This window comes from Lactiplantibacillus sp. YT640 (assembly GCF_049745435.1).
GTDB classification, from domain to species: domain Bacteria; phylum Bacillota; class Bacilli; order Lactobacillales; family Lactobacillaceae; genus Lactiplantibacillus; species Lactiplantibacillus plantarum.
In genome coordinates, this window is sequence record NZ_JBMNVY010000004.1 from 75,550 (window position 1) to 93,617 (window position 18,068).

Genomic DNA, 18,068 nt, shown 5'->3' on the forward strand with positions numbered 1-18,068 from the left:
GTTTACCACTCCACCATTATTTTTTTCGCAAACAAGCAATGAAAAAGCCGTCGGATAAATAATCATCGGGATAAATCGACAAAGTCTTTTCCGTTCGATCAGTTTTCAAGTCTCGTTCAGTTGGCGTTGTTTGCAACTCAAAATCTGGGTGATCCGCTAAGAATTTGGTAATCACATCCTGATTTTCCTGTTGCAAAATCGTGCACGTACTATACGTCATGATACCACCTTTTTTCAAGGTTGGGGCGACTGCTGTCAAAATTGCCAGTTGAATTCGTTGCAAGTTCAAACTATCCTGCAACTGTTTCTCATAGCGAATCTCAGGCTTCCGGCGCATCAATCCCAGTCCCGAACACGGAGCATCGACTAAAATTCGATCAAAACTTTCAGCATTAAACTGCGTCTCAACTTTACGAGCATCGAGTTCGGTGGCTTCAACGCGATCAGCAACGTGCATGCGCGCCGCATTTTGGCCGATCAGTTTCACTTTATTAGCATGAATATCAAGGGCAACGACTGTGCCACCCTGCTCAGCATCTAAACTAGCCGCAATCTGGGTCGTCTTGCCCCCGGGGGCCGCACAAGCATCCAAGACTCGATCACTCGGCTGCAGATTGAGTGCTGGCACAACTAATTGTGCACTTTCATCTTGAACTGTAAACATGCCATACCGCATCGCTTCAGTATTAATAGCCTGACCATCCGTTGCAATCAGCCCTAACGGTGAGATTTCACTCGGCGTAATTGTCAAACCATCATTAATCAGCACCGTTGTCACATCTTCAACCGTCGACAGGGCCGGGTTGACACGTAAGGCTTGCTTAGCTGGTTGGTTCAATGATGATAAGATTCGCTCCATCTTTTCAGCACCTAATTGACGCCGCAATTCTTGAATCAACCATATTGGCATGCTATAAGTCACACTCAACCGTTCATCAGGATCCTTAATCGCATCAAAACTCGGTAATCCTGAGCGATCCATTTGATGTAAGACGCCGGTTACAAACCGCCGAATGCCAGGGTGACCTTTGACCTTAGCAATTTCAATCGTTTCGTTGAAAACGGCCCGTTGTGGAATCTTATCCAGATACTGCCATTGATACAATGCGCTCAATAAGAGTTCCCGTACCCAGGGGTCAATCTGGTGCGGATGTCGAACAAACGGGGTCAACCAGTATTCGAGAGTCAACCGATGTTGAATGACACCGTAAACCATATTTGTCAGCAGATTAATGTCACGCCGATCCATCTGATGATCATTGATTAACTGGTTTAATTGCAAATTTGAATATGCACCGTTCTTAATCTTCGCTAAGGCGGCGACCGCTAACCAGCGGGGGGTATTACCAACTGTACTCATTTATTAATAACCTGCTCTCCGGTAGCGAACTTATCTGCCGCACCATTTAAATAGTCTGTAATTGTCATCTTCGGTTTACCAGCTGGCTGCAACAGATTGATTGCAATCGCTGTGTGGTTAGCAGCTGCAATCACAAGCTCATGTTTCGTCTTGCGAACCACTTGTCCAGGAGCTTGCGTGACCACTTCGTCAGCTAACGGGGTCACATCCCAGAACTTCGTGCGCTTCCCATCCAAGACCGCATAGGCGATTGGTGCTGGCCGCATACCCCGAACTTGATTATCAATTTCAACGGCCGTTTTTGTAAAGAAGTCTAAGACCTCTTGTTCTGGCTGAATGTTCGGTGCAAAGGTCACTTGGGATTCATCCTGTGGCACCGCCGTAATTTCGCCAGCAATCAACTTGGGCAATGTTTCCAGTAACAAGTCGCGACCAACTAAGCTCAACTTATCAAACATCGTCCCGGTGTCATCGTTTTTTTCAATTGGAATCGCACGCTGAGCCAGCATATCGCCCGCATCCATCTTTTTAACCATGTAAATGATAGTAATTCCAGTTTCAGACTCACCGTTGATAATTGAATATTGAACAGGCGCACCACCACGATACTTAGGCAACAACGAGCCATGGACATTAACGGCACCAATTTTGGCAGCTTTCAACAATTTTGTTGGTAAAAACTGTCCAAAAGCGGCCGTCACAATTAAATCGGGCTGCAAGTCAATAATCTGTTGCATTTCAGGACTACCACTAATCTTTTCCGGTTGGAAGACGGGAATATCATGGGCAACCGCGACTTCTTTGACTGGCGAAGCTGTTAAGACGTGTTTGCGACCAACTTTTCGGTCTGGCTGGGTCACAACGCCTAGTACCTGGTATTGTTCTTTAATTAAACTTTTGAGAATCGGTGCCGCAAACGCAGGCGTTCCCATAAAAACGATTGATGTCATTGTCAAACTTCCTCCTAATCCCATTACATGAAATGTAAGGGTTCTACGTCAATGCCAATCTGTAGCCCTTGTCGTTGTTGCGCCTGCGTCTCATGCAGTAGCGTTGTCAGCGTCTGAGCTAAATTGGGTTCTTGTTTATATTTAATCACGATTTGATAATAATAACGGCGATTGACTCGTGCGATTGGCTTGGGCGTTGGACCTAATAGAATCGTTGACGGTGCCAACCGCGGGCGTAACCATTGCAATAACTGATACATGCGCTTGGCCGCTACCCCTTCATCTAAGTCACTCGCTGTAATTTGAACCGTAAAGTAGTACGGCGGATAGCCACCCCGGTGCCGCATCTGCATCTCATACTTGAAAAAGCCTTCGTAATCGTGGTGTTGTGCAAACCGAATCGCATAATGATCCGGATTAAATGTCTGGATATACACGTGACCACTCTTTTCCGCCCGTCCAGCTCGACCACTCACCTGGGTTAATAGTTGGAAGGTCCGTTCACTGGCGCGAAAATCTGGCAATCCTAGGGCCGTATCAGCATTCAAGACACCGACCAAGGTCACGTTAGGAAAATCCAGTCCCTTCGCAATCATCTGGGTACCAATCAAAATATCAGCTTCACCACTCCCAAACTGTGCTAAAAGCTTGGCATGGGCGCCCTTTTTACGGGTCGTATCATTGTCCATCCGAATAATGTTAGCGTCCGGAAGCAAGTCTTGCAATTCTTCTTCGACTTTTTCAGTTCCCGTCCCATAATAACGGATCTGACGACTATGACAGTTCGGACAATTCCGCGGAATGGCTTCTTCGTGACCGCAGTAATGGCACTTCATCGTGTGCGTATCCATGTGTAGCGTGAGTGAAATATCACAATTAGGACACTTCAAGACAAAACCACAATCTCGGCACAACACAAACGATGAATAGCCCCGCCGATTGAGCATTAGAACACTCTGCTCATGACGTTCAAGCCGATCCTGCAAGGCAACTAACAGTGGCGCTGAGAAATTGCTTTCAGCGTGTTGTTGCATTTCCTTTTTCATATCAATAATTGAAACCTTAGGAAGGGGCCGTCGATTGACCCGATCCGCAAGCAGTAAGCGCTGATAAACGCCCTTTTCTGCGCGGGCGCGCGTTTCTAACGATGGGGTCGCCGAACCCAGTACGACTGGACAGTTATGGTAACGACTACGCCATAAAGCCACTTGCCGAGCATGATAACGCGGGGCATCATCCTGCTTATACGTGCTCTCATGTTCTTCATCCATCACGATTAAGCCAAGATTTTTTAGCGGGGCAAACACCGCTGAGCGTGCGCCAACCACCACCTGAGCCTCACCTCGTTGGATTCGCCGCCACTCATCATACTTCTCACCACTGGACAATCCACTGTGCAAAACGGCAACAGCTTTACCAAAGCGACCCTTCACGCGTTGAACCATTTGGGGTGTCAGTGAAATCTCCGGCACTAACATCAACGCCGTTTTTCCTTGTGCCAATGCGGCCGCCATCGATTGCAAGTACACCTCAGTCTTACCGCTCCCCGTCACACCCTCTAACAAGAACGTGGTGGTTGCGGCTTGGTCAACGGCTTGCGTAATCTGATCGACGGCCACTTGCTGTTCATCATTCAATTGTAACGCCTTGGTAGTCTTAATATCACTAGTTGCGTAGGGATCACGATAAACCTCGACGGCCACTTTTTTAAGCCAGCCTTTCTGTACTGCTGTACGAATGGCACCGTCCGTGACATCAAAACGAGTACAAAACGCCTTTTGCGAGAGCTGTTCACCATTTAAAGTGAGCAACCCCTGGAGCACCGCCAATTGTTGTGTAGCCCCGGCGCGTACCTGGTCCACTGCAGCCTGTAGCGCTTCGTTAGTTAAGGCCGCTTTCACCGCCGTTTGCGTTTTACGCCGTGCTTGATTTTTAACTTGGTAGTACACATCGACTTGCCCAGCCGCCTGCAGCCGTAATAACTGGCTGACGATTGCCGGCGTCGTGGCGACGTCATCAAACGGCACCATCGATTGGTCCCCAAACAGCGTCGTTCGAATCGTCGCGGGCGTTGTTGCTGTTGTTCGCAACTGTTTTTCATACTTTGCACGCATGACCGCCGGCAGCAGGGTCTGTGCACAGGTAATCTGAAATGAAAACGTGCTGGCAGCCAACCACTTGGTCAGTGCTAAGGCTTCAGTATTCAGAACCGGTGCTAGGTCAACGACCGCGTCGATTGGTTTCAGCTCACCATCAAAGTTAGTAACGTCATCAAGAGCTAACACAAACCCCTGCACCCGCCGTTTACCACGGCCGAATGGCACCACGACGCGCATGCCGGGTTGCACTTGTGATTGCCAGGCGGTTGGAATTCGATAACTATAAGGTCGATTTGTCTGCATAGTGGGCACATCGACTAATACTTGGGCAATTTGTGCCACACAACTCTTCCTCTCTACTTAATCATGCCTGTGTTCCTGCACCATCCGCAATTGCCGTCATCAAGATCTGTTTGGCAATTGCAGTTTTCGTTGTCAATTCCGTCGTAACTGGTTGTTGCTCAGGCCGCAACAGTGTGACCTGATTAGTATCACCATTGAACCCAACTCCCGGTTTGGAAACATCGTTAGCAACAATTAAATCTAATTTTTTACTAGTTAACTTACGATTGGCATTAGCCAGCAATGATTGCGTTTCAGCTGCAAAACCAATCACATACTGTTGGTGCTTCCGGGCCGCTAACGTTTTTAAAATATCCGGTGTTTCTGTCAATCGTAACGTTAAGTCAGCATGGTCAGCTGGCTTTTTAATCTTCTGATCAGCTAATTCAGCCGGCCGATAATCAGATACGGCCGCCGCCATGACCAAGATATCCGTATCATCAAAAATATCACTGACTGCCGTCAATAAGGATTGAGCCGAATCAACCGTCACGACCTTAACACCACTAGGCGCTGCTAAATGAGTCGTGGCGCTGATCAGTGTCACAGTTGCACCTAACTCCCGTGCGACTTGAGCAACTGCGTAGCCCATCTTCCCCGATGAACGATTCGTGATAAATCGTACCGGATCTAAGGCTTCTCGGGTTCCGCCGGCAGTGACGACAACTCGCCGTCCTGCTAATGGCAAATCAGGTGTCAACTGAATCAGTTGATCTGTCAACCAGGCCAAAATCACCGCTGGTTCCGGCAAGCGTCCTTGACCACTGTAGCCTTCCGCCAACATACCCGTAGCAGGAGTTAAGACGTGTAACCCATCCGTCGTCAGTTGCTTCAAATTGCGCTGAGTTGCTGGATTAGCGTACATATGTGAATTCATTGCTGGCACCACAAACTTGGGTGCGGTCGTCGCTAAAATTGTCGTCGTTGCGGCATCATCGGCTAGACCATTAGCCACCTTAGCAATCAAGTTGGCGGTAGCCGGAACGAGAATCATCACTTCAGTCCAGTCAGCTAACGCGACGTGGACGACGTGATGCGGGTCAGTCGTTGTGAATTCATCAATGACCACTGGCTGCTGCGTTAAAGTTTGAAAGGTCAATGGCGTGATAAACTTTGCCGCATGGGTTGTCATCGCAACTCGCACGACGGCGCCCTGTTTCATCAAACTACGAATCAATACTAACGCTTTATAACTCGCAATCCCACCACTAACGACTACCGTTACATGGCGTTTTGTCCATATACTCACTTCTTCACGTCCTTTGAAAAATCTCGCAACCGTGCCAGCGAGATTTTTACACTTTAATAAAACAATTGTATCAAGAATCGACAGTAACGTGAAGCTGAACGTCCGCGTCATTCTTCATAAAAAAAGTGCCAAGCCCCAGCTGGCTCAGCACACCGTTTTGTTACTAATCTTTGTCAGTTTCATCTGGATCGATCATTAAGTCACCGGCCGCAATTTCTTCCATGGCCCGACCAATCGTTTTAACCGATTTGTATTCGCTAAGCATTGGTGCTGCACCAGCGTCCAATTCATGGGCCCGCTTGCTAGCTAACATAATCAATGAGTAACGCGAATTAACTTGCTTCAATAAGTCATCAACTGATGGATATAAGATCATGATTCCGCATCTCCTAACATTTCTTCATACTCGGGCATGACCCGTTTAACACTAAACCGTTCACTACGAATAATAGCCTTGATTCGTTCAGCAGCTAGCGGGACTTCATCATTGATAACCGCATAATCATAATTACGCATCATCTTGATTTCATCAACCGCTTTTGCCATCCGCTTGTTGATCACACTCATATCATCAGTCCCACGACCAATGATGCGGTGCTTCAATTCTATCAAATCCGGCGGCGTCAAGAAAATGAAGACGCCATCAGGCATTTTTTCGCGGACTTGCATGGCCCCGTTAACTTCAATTTCTAAGAAAACGTCTTTGCCAGCCGCCAACGACTGCTTAATATATTTTAAGGGCGTCCCATAGTAATTGTCAACATACTTGGCATATTCAAGCATACCGCCGCTCTTAATTTCATCCTCGAACTCTTCTTTGGACACAAAATAGTAGTCCTTGCCATCTACTTCGCCCGGACGCATTTGCCGCGTCGTCATCGAGACTGAATATTGAAAATCGTTATCATCTGAGTCAAAGATTTCCTTGCGGACGGTACCTTTACCGACACCCGAAGGACCTGATAAGACGATTAACATGCCTTGTTTCGCCATGATCACAAATTCCCCTTAATTAAAATATGTTTTAAAGTTTATTTTGCACTTTTTAACCCTATATTGCAAGTATTATCAAGGTTACACAGCTTTTTTTCATTTTTATTCGTGAATTTTCTCAAATTTTAGGCTTGCTTTTTAGAACGCCTGTTCGTATAATGGAAACACAAACAAATGTTCGAGGTGGCTAATATGCAAAATCAACAATCTAATTTGAAACTAATTTCCAAGAACTTACACGCTTCCTATCGCCAATTTATGGATGACTTTACTGCTGCCCCGACCGTCGTTGCGCCGTTACTGCCAATGATGCCGGCTTTCCAGCGGGATTTGTTCTTAGCTCAAGCGCACACGGAACACTATCAAATCATGCTCCAGATGCAGCCTCAGCTCACTGAGTCCCGACCATATAATATTCACGGAGTGTTAAAAACCCTCGCTAGTGGTCAGTTGGTTCTAGTTAATCGGCAGTTACACCTGACCCACTTGGTCGACCCGGACGCCATCCGTTATATCAAACGCGTTTAGTTTAATCATTAATACTTGCATCAAAAGATGAAATCATGTTCAATACAACCTTGCGTATTCTCATGGTGTTTTTGATGCAAATCAAAAAGATTGATGTTACAGCTCCACTGACTTCCCTGAATGAGTGAGTACGGAGTACCTGTAAATCAATCTTTTTTAGTAACTTAATTTTTATATTGCTTCTTTTACTTGTCGCTCACTGACGTTATTTTTGAGTTGGATCAGCACGCTTTTCAATCCAAGCCAAGACCGTATCAGCAATGATTGCCATTAAGGCTGTTGGTAACGCCCCGGCCAAGATAATGGCACCACCATTCGTAGCATTGGTTCCTCGAATAATGATATCCCCTAAACCGCCGGCACCAACGAAAGTCCCAATGGCCGTAATCCCGATAGCCAACACTAATGCGTTCCGAAGTCCAGCCATAATGACGGAAAGTGACAGTGGCAACTCCACCATTCGTAACAATTGCCAACGTGTCATCCCCATCCCCTTACCGGAATCCAAAATACTAGCACTCACATTTTGCATTCCAGTATAGGTATTCTTGATAATCGGTAGCAATGCGTATAAAAAGACCGTGACGATTACCGTGTTCACACCTAAGCCCAAGCCAATCATGATGATTGATAACATCGCTAGTGACGGAATCGTTTGAATCACATTGGCAATCGCGATCACTGTCGCACTCAACCGACTATGATGGGCAATGAAAATGCCAATTGGAATCCCAACAATTGCCGCAAACAGCACGCCATAAATTGAAATCAAGAAGTGACGTGAGAACTGGCTTAACACGTACACACCGTTTTGTTGGTAATAATATATCAACTGTTGCAGTAAGTTCATCTGAGCCATTATTTGTCACTCCCTTCAAAGTAATTATGTTTTTCAAGGAACTGTTTAGCCACAACTTCCGGTTCCACTAAGTTATTATCAACTTGATAGTTCAAGTTTTGCATCGTCTTTAAGCTGATTTTACCGTTTAATCGATTCAAGATTGGCTTCAACTTCGGATGAGCTTTCAAGATCTTGTTCATTGCAACCGCACTCGCATTGTATGGTGGGAAGAAATTCTTATCATCCTTTAAAATCTTCAGATCATAACTACCAATCCGACCATCAGTCGAGTATCCGAGGATGGCATCCATTTTACCTGATTCCAAGGCATCATAAACTAAACCAATTTGCATTGGATAAGTCTTCCCAAATTGAAAGCCATACAACTTCTTAAAGGCAGGATAGCCGTCACCTTTTCGTTCAGTCCAGATTTGATCCAAACCGACCGTCAGCTTCGAGGCTACTTTTTTCATATCACTAACCGTATTTAGATGGTATTTTTTGGCCGTCGCTTTCGTCACCATAAAAGCATAGGTATCTGCGAACCCATAACTTGGGAAATAGGTCATTTGATACTTGCTGTTGAACTGTGAGCGAACTTTTTGGTCAATCGACTTGATATTACTCCGATCCATCTTTTCACCCAGAATCGTCGTTAAGTCCGTCCCAGTGTAACGAATCGCTGAAATATCAGCCTGATCATTCTTCAAAGCATTGAAACTAACCGTCCCAGAACCTAAATTGTTAATGATCGTCGTATTCAAATTAGAATAATGCTTAATCATATCTTGAATCATGTACGCCATGATCTGTTGTTCAGTCGTGTTTTGTGACGCAATCCGGATCGTATCGGATGAAGTTCCTGACAAACCCGGAAAGCCACAGCCGGCCAATAATAACGCACTGGCGACCGTTGCGAAAACACCTAACAACCACTTTTTAATTTTCTTCATCTTTAATCCCCCTTACGCTTGTGTGGTTCTTGGGGTAACCGCTGCTTCTAGTTTACCCAACAGCCAATCAACGATGAGGGCTAAGATAATCACTGGAATCGAACCGCCTAAAATCAAGTCAGTTCGATAGAGGTTTAACCCATTAAAGATAAAGTCCCCAAGGCCACCGGCACCAATGTATGATGCTAACGCGGCCCAGGCAATAACGTACGTTGCGGATAATCGAATACCAGCCATAATAACTGGGGCTGCCATCGGTAACTCAACTTTAACAATTGACTGCCAACCGGTCATTCCCATTCCCTTAGCCGCATCGATCAAGGCCGGATCAACGTCTTCCAGTCCAAGATAGGTATTGCGGAGAATCGGTAATAAAGAATAGATGAACAGCGCAATGATAGCTGGAATTGCACCAATCCCGAAAAACGGGATCATCAATGCCAACAACGCCATCGCTGGGATCGTTTGTAACATACTAGCGATTGACATGACCACATTCGCAATCGGCTTCACCCGCGTAAGCAGAATTCCAATCGGAACCGCTACGATAATGCCTAAGAACAATGAAAACGCTGAAATATACAAGTGTTGCCACGTCTTAACCAGCAGCTGCATGCCGTAGTTTTGTAGGAAAGTTATCATGCCTGTTCACCGCCTTCAGCGGGCGCATCGTCCTCCCCATGATGAATATTATTTTCAGCTTCATCTTCGTCTTCATCACCCCAGAGAGCATCATAAACAATATCGACCAGGGTGGCCCGCGTTACAATTCCGACCAGGCGATGTTGTTCATCTACGACTGGAATGTTCTTCAAGCCGCGTTTCAAAATACGTTCGACCGTATCCCGAATCAATGAATTTGACTGAACATAGAACAAATCAGTCTTCATAATGTCGCCCACACTAGTAGCCGAGTTAAAGTTGTAATCAACGTCTTCAATGCCGATCACACCCTTCAAGATGCCGGCTTCATCGGTGACTAACAACGAGTCAACGCGTTTATCATGCATTTGTCGTAATGCGACCGTCAATGACTTTCCTGGTGTGGTGGCAATTGGGTCTTTCAACATCACTTGCCCAACAGTGGTAATACTTGGCCGTGCTTGAATCAAACGATCCTTACCAATTAAGTTCTCAACGAATTCATTAGCTGGATGACGTAAGATACCGTCTGGCGTATCCACTTGCATAATGTCGCCACCATCCATGATTACGATTCGGGTCGCTAATTTTAACGCCTCATCCATATCATGGGTTACAAAGACGAACGTCTTACCTAAGCGTTCCTGCAAATCCTTAACGAGATCTTGCAAAGATTCACGGGTAATCGGGTCTAACGCCCCAAATGGTTCATCCATCAATACTAAATCTTGGTCTGCTGCTAACGCCCGAACAACCCCGATCCGTTGTTGTTGCCCACCGGAAAGCTCCGACGGGTACCGATCCAAGTAATCTTCTGGCAATTCCACCAGTTTGATCATCTTCTTAGCACGTTCATTCATTTTATCTTGGGGCCACTTTAGCAATCGTGGTACCAAAGTGATATTGTCTCGAATCGTCATATGGGGCATTAGCCCAATATTTTGAATCACATAACCGATTTGTCGCCGTAATTTAACCGGGTCAATCTGGCTAATATCCTTACCATTAAGTTTAATGGTACCGGAAGTCTGACTTAACATCCGATTAATCATCCGCATCGTGGTCGTTTTACCTGAACCAGACGTCCCGATGAAACAAACAAATTCACCTTTTTCGATTTCCAAATTAAAATCTTCAACGGCTACTTTGCCACCAGGATACGTTTTATTCAAATGTTCCATTGTCAGAAACAACCTCATCACTCCAATCATTTACTCAGTTTATTTCGTTGCCGAATAAACTGTACTGTAATTAAGCATAACTTATAACGAAAGCAAAATGCAAACGTCATGACATGTAAACTGAACATTTTATCGTTTTAACGGTATATTTTGGTAGTCGGAGCTTCAGATTAGCCACCCACTACCAACCAGCCCGACAGTTCATTAAAACGTGTCCGTTGACCCATATTTCGTCTATTTGCGTTTTATATTGTAAAGAATTATCGTCGCCTTGGCAATAATACCGAAACCTCACTCGACACTATCGTCACTAATTAACACCATCAAAAAAGGACCGACCATAGTTGTCCGTCCCTTGTGGTACCGATCAATTAAGCCTAATCGTCTTTTTCCTCATCGGCCAGTCGCAATAACTCTTCCGCATGCTCAAGCGATAACTTAGTGACTTTAGTTCCCGCCAACATGCGTGCCAGTTCTTGAACCCGGGCCGCATTATCCAGCTTAGTCACACTCGTTTTCGTGCGTTTACCAGTAATCTTCTTGGCAATGAAGTAGTGGTGATCACTCATCGCCGCAACCTGTGGCAAATGGGTAATACAGAGCACTTGTGAAAAGTGTGCAATGCCGTTGATTTTCTCAGCAATCGCTTGAGCAACCCGACCGCTAACGCCCGTATCAACTTCGTCAAAAATGATACTGGTAATTCCCTGTGATTCAGAAAAAATGGTTTTCAAAGCCAGCATCATCCGTGAGAGTTCCCCACCAGACGCAATTTTAGCCAATGGGCGCATGCGCTCACCAGGATTAGTCTGAATATAAAATTCAACACTGTCCAGACCACTCCGATAGATCTGACCCTTAGTCGGTTTGAATCGTACTTCAAAGATTGCCTTATCCATATACAAATCTTTGAGTTCTTGATGAATCTGTCGTTGTAACACTTTCGCCGCAGCCCGCCGTTTATCGGACAACGCTTCGCCTGTCGTAAGTAGTTGTTGTTTCAGATCGGCGACCCGCTGGGCCAGATCTTCACTATTTTCTTCAGAGTCAGTCATCTTGGCTAACTCAGCCGCGATTTTTTGGTAATAATCTAAGATTTGTTGTTCAGAGTCCCCATACTTACGTTTTAACTGGGCCAAAACGTCCAGCCGCTGTTCGATTTCATCCAAGCGACCCTCGTCGAATTCTTGCAAATCGAGCTGATTAGAAATCTGACCGGCCGCGTCCTGCAGCCCATAAAAGGCATTCTTGACATTCACGGTAATCTCATTAAAGGCGGGGTCCAAATTAGCAATCGGTTCTAGTGCATTCATCGCCGTACCGACCATATCAACCGCACCAGTCGTCTCCTCACCTGCAGCTAACAATGTGTAACTCTGTTGAAGCGCTTGATTGATCATTTGGTAATTATCCAAGCGGTCACGTTCCGCAGTCAAACTGGCCTCTTCACCCACTTTGACTTGTGCTGCTGCGATTTCGTCCACTTGAAAGTTCAGCATATCTAAGCGTTGAGCCCACTCTTTTTCATTCGCATTCTTTTGCCGCAGTTCACGGTTTAACTGCTGATAACGATCATACTGTTGCTGGTAACGCTGCTTCAATTTACGAATTTTAGCGGTGGCAAACTCGTCCAGCAATCCCAGGTGTTTTTCAGGTTGCATCAACTCTTGATGTTCATTCTGACCATGAATATCAACAATTGTTTCACCAATCTGTTTCAAAGTCGTCGTATTGACCAGCATACCATTGATGCGACATGTATTACGGCCACTTTTAGTAATCTCGCGCTGTAGAATGACGGTATTATCCGCATGTTCGATCCCCGCTTCGTCCAACAATTGGGCCGTCACGCCGTCAGCCGGCAAAATAAACATGCCTTGCAAAACGGCTTTATCAGCACCGGTCCGAATAAACTCTGCCGAGCCGCGGCCACCCGCTAATAAACCGACTGCATCAATAATAATTGACTTACCAGCACCGGTCTCACCAGTTAAAACCGTCATGCCGGCTTCAAAAGCAATGTCTAAGTGTTCGATAATTGCAAAGTTCGTAATTGATAATTCTTGTAACACTGCAAGCCCTCCTTAAAAGCAATTGGTTACCAGCATCCGTTAGTTAATTTTGAAAAAAAGCGACCTGACACACATGTGAGCAGGTCGAAGATAGCTTACTAATTAGTGATCACTCAGTAAGCGTTGAATTTTTTGTTGTAGCTCTAAAGTCATCGCTAACGACTTGCAAATAATCAGAACATGAGCATCATCGCCTAGCGTTCCAAAAATTTCGTCATAATGCATTGCTTCAATCAACGTTGCTAGTGCTGGTCCGTTACCCGGCAACACCTTGATGAGGACAAATTTATCCTGAGTCGCATACGAGACATAAGCATCTTTCAGTGTCCGCTTGAGCTTTTTCTCCGTATCCATTTGTTTCTGAACTGGCATACTATAGTGGTAACCGCCCGTTGCCGAGGGAACCTTGACCAGCTGCATATCTTTAATATCGCGCGAAATGGTTGCCTGTGTCACGTCAATATCTTCAGCACGTAACAGCTTGACAAAGTCTTCTTGACGTTCAATTTCGTTCGAACTCAATAATCGTTTAATGTAGCGTTGGCGCTCTTGCTTCTTCACCCGATCACCCCCGGTAGCTATTCATACTTATTTAAACACATCATAAGCCAAAATGCATAAATATGAAAGTCCGGATTTCAATTTTAAGCTTGATTTAATTGTTCATAAGCGGCCGCCTGAGTTTTTTCAATCGACACAGTCGGCGCAATCCGTGGTGTTTCATCGGTAGCTTGTAAATGAATTAGAAACTCAATATTACCTTCACCACCCTTGATTGGTGAATAATCAAGCCCTAGAACGTTATAACCATTCGCTTGCGCAAATTCCACGATATCTGTCAACACCGCCTGATGAACAGCAGGATCACGGACAATTCCGTGTTTGCCGACATTCTCACGGCCAGCCTCAAATTGTGGCTTGATTAGAGCAACGACTGAACCACCGTTTTCAATAATCGCGTGTAATGGGGGCAAAATTAAGTGTAGTGAAATAAATGAAACGTCGATGGACGCGAAGTTAGGTTGCCCCTGCGTGAAATCTGCCAGTTTACTATACCGAAAGTTAGTATGTTCCATCACAACCACGCGCGGATCTTGGCGTAACTTCCAGACCAACTGATTACTACCGACATCCAAGGCGTAACTCATTTTTGCCCCATTTTGTAAAACCACGTCGGTAAAACCACCAGTCGACGAGCCAATATCTAGGACCGTTTTGTCGGTCACGTCAATTTCAAAACTTTTGAGTGCTTTTTCAAGTTTGAGACCGCCACGTGAAACGTAGGGCATCGGTTTGCCTTTCAAATGTAATTCAGTTGCCACTGGGATCTTCATGCCCGGCTTATCTAAGCGTTCTTCGTTGACACCTAAGATTTCACCGGCCATTACGGCACGCTTAGCCTTTTCGCGGGTATCAAATAATCCTTGTTGTACTAATAATACGTCAACTCGTTCTTTTTCCATCTAAATTTAAGTCCTTAATCTGTAAAATACGTTAGAAAAGCTGCAAGCAAGCCCATGCCTCGTTGACTAGCAGTACTAGCTTTTACTAACGCCGTTTGAGCAGCTGTTACCGCTTGTTCTAACGCTGTTCGTGCGCCTGCAAGCCCCAGCAAACCTGGATACGTATTCTTATGCTCATCGGCATCCTTATGCGTAGCTTTTCCTAACTGAGCAGGCGTACTCGTCACGTCTAAAATATCATCGTAAATTTGAAACGCCAATCCATAGGCATCAGCATATTGTAATAGCAATTCCTGCACGGTTGGTTGCACTTGAGCTTGAATCAACCCTGCCTGGACAGCGTAGTGAATTAACGCCCCCGTCTTCTCGCGATGCAGCTGTTGTAAGGCTGGCAAAGCCAGATGTTGTCCCGCTCCAAGGACATCAGCAACTTGACCAGCCACCATCCCGCGAGGTCCGGTGGCCTGCGCTAATGCTAAGGTTTGATTAGCGACGATCGATGCCGGTAACCCACTATCCGCAATCCATTCGAAAGTCAACGGTTGTAAAGCATCCCCTGCAAGAATGGCAACGTCTTCCCCAAACTTAACATGGTTAGTCGGTTCGCCACGTCGTAGCTGATCATTATCCATCGCCGGTAAATCATCGTGAATTAGCGAATAAGTATGCATCAACTCAACGGCCACACTTGCCCGCAAGTTTGCAGCCGTCGTTGTGATATCAAAAGTATCTAAAATGGCTAACGTCAATAACGGCCGTAACCGTTTGCCACCTGCTAGTACCGAATAACGCATGGCGTCAGTCAGGGTTGATTGGTCAGAACACGCTTGAAGCTGCTCATCTAAATACTGATTAATCTGAGGACGCCACTTGGATTCAAATTCAGTTAATAATTGCTTATTCATTGGCGTCAGCTTGCTCAAATGGAACTTCGTCGCCATTTTCATTCATCATCTTAGTGAGCGTCTTTTCAGCACCTTCAAGGGTTGCTTGCAACTGCTTGCTAAGTGCCACGCCCTTTTGAAATTGATCCAAGGCTTGTTCTAAAGGGACATCGCCTTGTTCTAATTGATTAACGATCGTCTCTAATTGTGATAAATTCTGTTCAAAAGTTGGTTGTTCAGCCATTATTTTCCTCCATCAATCTTCGTAATCTGTGCCTGAGCCTCACCATCAGCCATGTGAATTGCAACCGTTTGTTCTGGCTGCAATTGTTTGACCCCGTGAACCACCTGTTCATCCGCCGTCACAAAGGCGTAACCACGCGTCATGATTTTAAGCGGACTAAGTAGATCCAACGATTGGACGGTCTGCGTCAGTTGTTGCCGTTTTTGCCGCACGACTAACTGGGTACCCCGATTCAGCCGTTGCTGCAAGTTAAGCAGTTGCGTTTGTGCCTGGCGAACTTGGTGAATCGGCGTTTGCTGTCGTAATTGTTGAAAAACACGCTGGTAGTGCTGGCTTGCCAGATTAAAGTTATTTTGACCAGCCTGTTTAAGTCGCTCATTTAAGAAGTCTAACTTCTGCAAATACCCTTCGTACAAGCGGTTCGGCTGAGTAAACACGTACGACGTTTGTAATTTATTAAGTCGTTGTCGATCGCGTTGAACGAAATTCTGAAATGCATTGAACACGCGGGTCTGGTCTTGCTTTAATTGTAATAAAACATCGTTATATACTGGTACCGCTAATTCGGCAGCCGCAGTTGGGGTGGCCGCCCGCACATCTGCGACCAAGTCAGCAATTGTCGTATCCGTTTCATGCCCCACGGATGAAATAACTGGCAGTTGACTCTGTGCGATTGCACGCGCAACCACTTCTTCGTTGAATGGCCACAGATCTTCGATTGAACCACCACCACGCCCAATAATTAATGTATCAAAATCACCTTGCGCATTGGCACGTTCGATCTGCCGACTAATTTCGGCCGCAGCCGCATCACCTTGAACTTGAGATGGAAACAAAACGATCTGCGCAATCGGAAAACGGCGCCGAGTAGTCGTGATAATATCGCGAATCACTGCGCCACTACGACTAGTGACCACTGCAATTCGCTTTGGAAAGCGCGGAAGCGGCTTTTTGGGTGCACTAAACAAGCCCTCAGCCGCTAATTTCTTTTTAAGTTGTTCGTAGGCTTGATACAACGCACCCACGCCGTCTGGTTCCATGCGTTCCACATAAATCTGGTAACTACCACTGGGCTCATACAGACCAATCCGGCCCACGACCAGAACCTTCATACCTTCTTCAGGCTGAAATTTGACCTTGGCAAACGCCGACTTGAACATAATGGCTGAAATCTTGGCATGGTCATCTTTCAAACTGAAATATTGATGCGTATTAGGCCGGGGACGATAATTAGAAACTTCCCCCGTTAGGTACACTTTACCTAAATACGGATCAACCTCGAATTTACGTTTTAAATACTGAGTTAAAGCTGTCACTGTCAAATATTGTTGACTTTCACTCACTTACATCACTCCACTTTGCAAGTTCCACCGTTGTCTGCATCAAGGTGGCAATCGTCATTGGACCCACACCACCAGGAACGGGCGTAATCAACCCTGCGATGCCTTGAGCAGAATCAAAATCGACGTCACCCACTAGTTTACCATTTTCATCACGATCCATGCCAACATCAATGACCGTCGCGCCTGGTTTGATATCAGCACCAGTGATCAGGTGTGCAATCCCCGTTGCAACCACCAAGATATCCGCCGTCCGGGCGACCGCCTTTAGGTCAGCTGTTTTACTATGTGCAATCGTTACAGTTGCGTTAGCATTTGTTAACAAAGCGGCCATCGGCTTACCAACAATGGTACTCCGACCAATAACAACCGCCGTTTTACCAGCCGGATCAACCCCATAGTCAGCCAACATCGTCATAATACCGCGAGGCGTATTTGCTACAGGATAATTACCTGGAAAATTGGTGATCAACTTACCAACGTTCGTCGGGTGAAAACCATCGACGTCCTTTTTAGGATCAATGGCCATCGTGATCAATGGTTCATTAATTTGGGCTGGTAGTGGCGACTGCACCAAGATGCCATGAATGCTGTCATCCGCATTGTATGCCGCAATAATGGCTAACAGTTCGTCCTGACTAGTAGTCGCTGGCAACTGCCGCACCACGGAGTGCATCCCCAACTTAGTGGCTTTACGATTCTTATTTCGAACATAGATTTGACTGGCTGCATCGTCCCCAACAATAATTACAGCAATCCCTGGTTGAATTCCCTGAGCAGCCAATTCCGCTACTGCCGTTGCCGTCTGCGCGTTAACTTTCTTAGCTACTGCCTTACCATCAATAATCTTCGTCACAAGTGCCACACTCCTCTTTCTCTGTCTGGTCTTATTTTAGCATATTCACCACAATGATTTATGACCGGTTT

General features: G+C 45.8%; 18 protein-coding genes. 1 reads left to right on the forward strand and 17 read right to left on the reverse strand.

Going from position 1 to position 18,068, the window contains the following annotated elements:
* Positions 1–16 precede the first annotated feature (16 nt).
* The 6 genes from rsmB to gmk are packed head-to-tail and all read right to left on the reverse strand — an operon-like array spanning position 17 to position 6,993.
* The gene (rsmB, locus tag ACOV1R_RS04380) at positions 17–1,360 is read right to left on the reverse strand and encodes a 16S rRNA (cytosine(967)-C(5))-methyltransferase RsmB (RefSeq protein WP_003645153.1); all 1,344 of its coding nucleotides are present in this window, start codon (positions 1,358–1,360) and stop codon (positions 17–19) included.
* Positions 1,357–2,310, reverse strand: coding sequence for a methionyl-tRNA formyltransferase (gene fmt, locus ACOV1R_RS04385; protein WP_003645154.1), 954 nt, complete (start codon positions 2,308–2,310; stop codon positions 1,357–1,359). Before fmt ends, rsmB begins: the two co-directional genes overlap by 4 nt.
* A 23-nt stretch (positions 2,311–2,333) precedes the next feature.
* Positions 2,334–4,751 carry a primosomal protein N' gene (priA, locus tag ACOV1R_RS04390; protein WP_016511359.1) on the reverse strand — a complete coding sequence of 806 codons (2,418 nt, stop codon included), beginning with the start codon at positions 4,749–4,751 and terminating at the stop codon, positions 2,334–2,336.
* 22 nt (positions 4,752–4,773) lie between these two features.
* Complete coding sequence (gene coaBC / locus ACOV1R_RS04395; RefSeq protein ID WP_003640363.1) at positions 4,774–6,111, reverse strand: bifunctional phosphopantothenoylcysteine decarboxylase/phosphopantothenate--cysteine ligase CoaBC; 1,338 nt, start codon at positions 6,109–6,111, stop codon at positions 4,774–4,776.
* A gap of 52 nt (positions 6,112–6,163) precedes the next feature.
* Complete coding sequence (rpoZ, locus tag ACOV1R_RS04400; protein ID WP_003640362.1) at positions 6,164–6,376, reverse strand: DNA-directed RNA polymerase subunit omega; 213 nt, start codon at positions 6,374–6,376, stop codon at positions 6,164–6,166.
* Entirely contained in the window at positions 6,373–6,993 is a 621-nt protein-coding gene (gmk, locus tag ACOV1R_RS04405; RefSeq protein WP_054519030.1) for a guanylate kinase, read from the reverse strand. The genes rpoZ and gmk overlap by 4 nt, the downstream gene beginning before the upstream one ends.
* A gap of 192 nt (positions 6,994–7,185) precedes the next feature.
* Between gmk and ACOV1R_RS04410 the strand changes: the two genes are divergently transcribed.
* Positions 7,186–7,521: a hypothetical protein gene (locus ACOV1R_RS04410; protein WP_003645156.1), complete on the forward strand. Its 336-nt coding sequence runs from the start codon at positions 7,186–7,188 to the stop codon at positions 7,519–7,521.
* Between the two features lie 205 nt (positions 7,522–7,726).
* Here ACOV1R_RS04410 and ACOV1R_RS04415 read toward each other — a convergent pair whose 3' ends face one another.
* From ACOV1R_RS04415 to ACOV1R_RS04465, 11 genes are all read right to left on the reverse strand, one after another.
* Entirely contained in the window at positions 7,727–8,380 is a 654-nt protein-coding gene (locus tag ACOV1R_RS04415; RefSeq protein ID WP_003640359.1) for an ABC transporter permease, read from the reverse strand.
* Complete coding sequence (locus ACOV1R_RS04420) at positions 8,380–9,315, reverse strand: osmoprotectant ABC transporter substrate-binding protein (protein ID WP_128485042.1); 936 nt, start codon at positions 9,313–9,315, stop codon at positions 8,380–8,382. The genes ACOV1R_RS04415 and ACOV1R_RS04420 overlap by 1 nt, the downstream gene beginning before the upstream one ends.
* A gap of 12 nt (positions 9,316–9,327) precedes the next feature.
* Complete coding sequence (locus ACOV1R_RS04425) at positions 9,328–9,957, reverse strand: ABC transporter permease (RefSeq protein ID WP_003644316.1); 630 nt, start codon at positions 9,955–9,957, stop codon at positions 9,328–9,330.
* Entirely contained in the window at positions 9,954–11,138 is a 1,185-nt protein-coding gene (locus ACOV1R_RS04430) for a betaine/proline/choline family ABC transporter ATP-binding protein (protein WP_003645157.1), read from the reverse strand. The genes ACOV1R_RS04425 and ACOV1R_RS04430 overlap by 4 nt, the downstream gene beginning before the upstream one ends.
* A 377-nt stretch (positions 11,139–11,515) precedes the next feature.
* Positions 11,516–13,210, reverse strand: coding sequence for a DNA repair protein RecN (gene recN, locus ACOV1R_RS04435; RefSeq protein WP_003645158.1), 1,695 nt, complete (start codon positions 13,208–13,210; stop codon positions 11,516–11,518).
* A 102-nt stretch (positions 13,211–13,312) separates the two neighbouring features.
* Complete coding sequence (locus tag ACOV1R_RS04440; RefSeq protein WP_003640354.1) at positions 13,313–13,771, reverse strand: arginine repressor; 459 nt, start codon at positions 13,769–13,771, stop codon at positions 13,313–13,315.
* Positions 13,772–13,854: 83 nt separating this feature from the next.
* On the reverse strand, positions 13,855–14,673 hold the full coding sequence (locus ACOV1R_RS04445; protein ID WP_003640353.1) for a TlyA family rRNA (cytidine-2'-O)-methyltransferase: 819 nt from the start codon (positions 14,671–14,673) through the stop codon (positions 13,855–13,857).
* 14 nt (positions 14,674–14,687) lie between these two features.
* Entirely contained in the window at positions 14,688–15,578 is an 891-nt protein-coding gene (locus tag ACOV1R_RS04450) for a polyprenyl synthetase family protein (protein WP_015380269.1), read from the reverse strand.
* Positions 15,571–15,801: an exodeoxyribonuclease VII small subunit gene (locus tag ACOV1R_RS04455; RefSeq protein ID WP_003640351.1), complete on the reverse strand. Its 231-nt coding sequence runs from the start codon at positions 15,799–15,801 to the stop codon at positions 15,571–15,573. The genes ACOV1R_RS04450 and ACOV1R_RS04455 overlap by 8 nt, the downstream gene beginning before the upstream one ends.
* A complete protein-coding gene (xseA, locus tag ACOV1R_RS04460; RefSeq protein WP_003645161.1) occupies positions 15,801–17,144 on the reverse strand; it encodes an exodeoxyribonuclease VII large subunit in 1,344 nt (447 codons plus the stop codon). Before xseA ends, ACOV1R_RS04455 begins: the two co-directional genes overlap by 1 nt.
* On the reverse strand, positions 17,137–17,997 hold the full coding sequence (locus ACOV1R_RS04465) for a bifunctional 5,10-methylenetetrahydrofolate dehydrogenase/5,10-methenyltetrahydrofolate cyclohydrolase (RefSeq protein WP_003645162.1): 861 nt from the start codon (positions 17,995–17,997) through the stop codon (positions 17,137–17,139). The genes xseA and ACOV1R_RS04465 overlap by 8 nt, the downstream gene beginning before the upstream one ends.
* Positions 17,998–18,068 lie beyond the last annotated feature (71 nt).

Coding starts and splice junctions, on each gene's coding strand:
- ACOV1R_RS04420 (WP_128485042.1), bottom strand. CDS start 9,315: ATGAAGAAAATTAAAAAGTGGTTGTTAGGTGTTTTCGCAACGGTCGCC.
- rpoZ (WP_003640362.1), bottom strand. CDS start 6,376: ATGATCTTATATCCATCAGTTGATGACTTATTGAAGCAAGTTAATTCG.
- coaBC (WP_003640363.1), bottom strand. CDS start 6,111: ATGACGCGGACGTTCAGCTTCACGTTACTGTCGATTCTTGATACAATT.
- ACOV1R_RS04425 (WP_003644316.1), bottom strand. CDS start 9,957: ATGATAACTTTCCTACAAAACTACGGCATGCAGCTGCTGGTTAAGACG.
- rsmB (WP_003645153.1), bottom strand. CDS start 1,360: ATGAGTACAGTTGGTAATACCCCCCGCTGGTTAGCGGTCGCCGCCTTA.
- ACOV1R_RS04450 (WP_015380269.1), bottom strand. CDS start 15,578: ATGAATAAGCAATTATTAACTGAATTTGAATCCAAGTGGCGTCCTCAG.
- ACOV1R_RS04430 (WP_003645157.1), bottom strand. CDS start 11,138: ATGGAACATTTGAATAAAACGTATCCTGGTGGCAAAGTAGCCGTTGAA.
- fmt (WP_003645154.1), bottom strand. CDS start 2,310: ATGACATCAATCGTTTTTATGGGAACGCCTGCGTTTGCGGCACCGATT.
- ACOV1R_RS04415 (WP_003640359.1), bottom strand. CDS start 8,380: ATGGCTCAGATGAACTTACTGCAACAGTTGATATATTATTACCAACAA.
- gmk (WP_054519030.1), bottom strand. CDS start 6,993: ATGGCGAAACAAGGCATGTTAATCGTCTTATCAGGTCCTTCGGGTGTC.
- ACOV1R_RS04410 (WP_003645156.1), top strand. CDS start 7,186: ATGCAAAATCAACAATCTAATTTGAAACTAATTTCCAAGAACTTACAC.
- ACOV1R_RS04455 (WP_003640351.1), bottom strand. CDS start 15,801: ATGGCTGAACAACCAACTTTTGAACAGAATTTATCACAATTAGAGACG.
- ACOV1R_RS04445 (WP_003640353.1), bottom strand. CDS start 14,673: ATGGAAAAAGAACGAGTTGACGTATTATTAGTACAACAAGGATTATTT.